We start from the raw sequence: 1,814 nt of genomic DNA, 5'->3' as shown, positions 1-1,814 counted from the left end.
GGGGTGGCTTTGATTTTGGTGCAATTTACGACGGTTTGCGAACCCAAGTTTGGTGCGGGCTTGTTGATGTAAGCCATTGATTATAAATGTATTTGTGCCGACCACTCGATCGTGCAAAGTTGGGGGCAAAGCCAGTCTCATTTCAGCTTGCAGCCCTTGTTTTGGGTGCTGTCTGGGACGGCAGCAGCTGTCCGGTGTAATGCTCAATCGGGAAGCGATAGACGCCTCGTAAGTTGATGCCCTCCAACCTCGTTGGCGCTATGCGTCCGAACAACTCGGCTGGCATGGGCTGCCGTCGGCTCATTTCCTGATCGAGCATCGACTGCATCTGGGCGGTATTCCACGCCATCAGAATATTTGCCAACAGGCTCAACGCGTCGGCAACGGCTTGCACCTCGTCCGTGCGTTTGGCTTGGGCCGCCGAGATCCGACCTGTATAAATTGCACGTTTCAGTGAGTTGACCGCCTCGCCGCGATTGAGCACTCGCAACAACTCTCGCCGAAAGCAGGCATTGACGAAGTAGTCGGCTAGAAAGGCGGTACGCAGCAGCTTACCCAACTGCACGCCGGCTTCGTAGAGCGGGTCACCACGGGCGGCCGAGCCAAATCGGCCCAGCACTGCCACTGCACTGGCGTGTCCCGACATCACCGAGGCCGCCAGATGTACCAAGGAGTCCCAATGTGCCTCGATGGCTGCAGTATCCACGTTGGCAACGCAAACGGCTGCGATCTCATCGGGAATAGCGGTTCCGCGGGGTACAAATAGCCGACGCTGCTTGAGTTCGCGCAACCGCGGGCAGAGGTCGAATCCCAGAAGCCTGGCCAAGGCCATGGCAAAGTCCGTATAGCCGTGGGTGTCGACTGCCAATTGCGTGGTCTCGATTCGCTCCTGCCGAATAACGCCCTCGATTGCCGCGCCGGCCTGCCTTTCGTTGAGCACAATTGGCTGGGCGTGGAAGATCCCCCACCGATCTCGAACGTGAGTATAGATGCCGACCGAGGCGGTTTGGCGCCGTGGGTCTTGCCGAGCCTGCCAGACACGCTGACTCGTCTCCAAGCTCATCATGTCCGAGGAGGCAAGGTCCGACCGGCCCCAGCTTGCCGCGATCGGATGGCGGTGCATGAACTCCAGAACTGCTTTACAAGCCTGGGCCAGTCGCCGCTCATCGCCCGCCCAGCGCATGGCTTGGCGAATGCTTGTGGCCGACAATTGGGGAATCATCCTGGCACACTCGGCCGCCGTCAGACTCGTGCCATGCGCCAGGATGCCGGCGTAGACCGTTAACAGCTCCTGCTCAGACCGTGGTTCGCGGCCGAGCATGTGCCAGCTGAAGCGCGCCTGGGCGTCCACTGCCAGGATGACCTCAGGTAGCTGGACATCGCCGATGTGGCGGTCAAGGCGGGCCTGCAGTCTTGAGACCTCAGGATCCTCTTCCTGTGCCGCTAGTGGTGCCAGGTGCAGCTCGTCATCCACGCGTAGCGTACCAGCGCGCGTCGCTGCCGCCACTGCGGCAATGCCTGTGCGCACGCGCTCAAGTAACGGCCTGAGGAAGTCGTCAGCTTGGGCTGGCAGCGACAGCCGCGAATGGTGTCGCCGAGCTTCAGCCTGCCAACGCTCGGCTGGCAGAAATAAGCGCTCGCGACCTCTGAAGCTCAATGAATGCTCGATCCAAACCGAGCCGTTGCGAACGGCCCGACGCAAGGCAAACAGGGTGGCGACTTCAAATGCTCGGAAGGCGCGCTCGCGATCCGAACCGCTGATGGCCTCGACCCAGGCTTGTCCTAGGCGAGGAGCGGTCACATCATCGGGTAAT

At 60.6% G+C, this 1,814-nt stretch carries 1 protein-coding gene; it reads right to left on the bottom strand.

Going from position 1 to position 1,814, the window contains the following annotated elements; translation table 11 throughout:
• Positions 1–142: 142 nt before the first annotated feature.
• A partial coding sequence (locus IPF36_RS34080; RefSeq protein WP_195432334.1) for a Tn3 family transposase occupies positions 143–1,814 on the bottom strand: 1,672 nt, incomplete at its 5' end.

Origin of the sequence: Cupriavidus sp. IK-TO18 (assembly GCF_015549295.1) — a bacterium.
Lineage (GTDB): Bacteria > Pseudomonadota > Gammaproteobacteria > Burkholderiales > Burkholderiaceae > Cupriavidus > Cupriavidus oxalaticus_A.
This window is presented reverse-complemented; position numbering and strand designations above follow the sequence as displayed.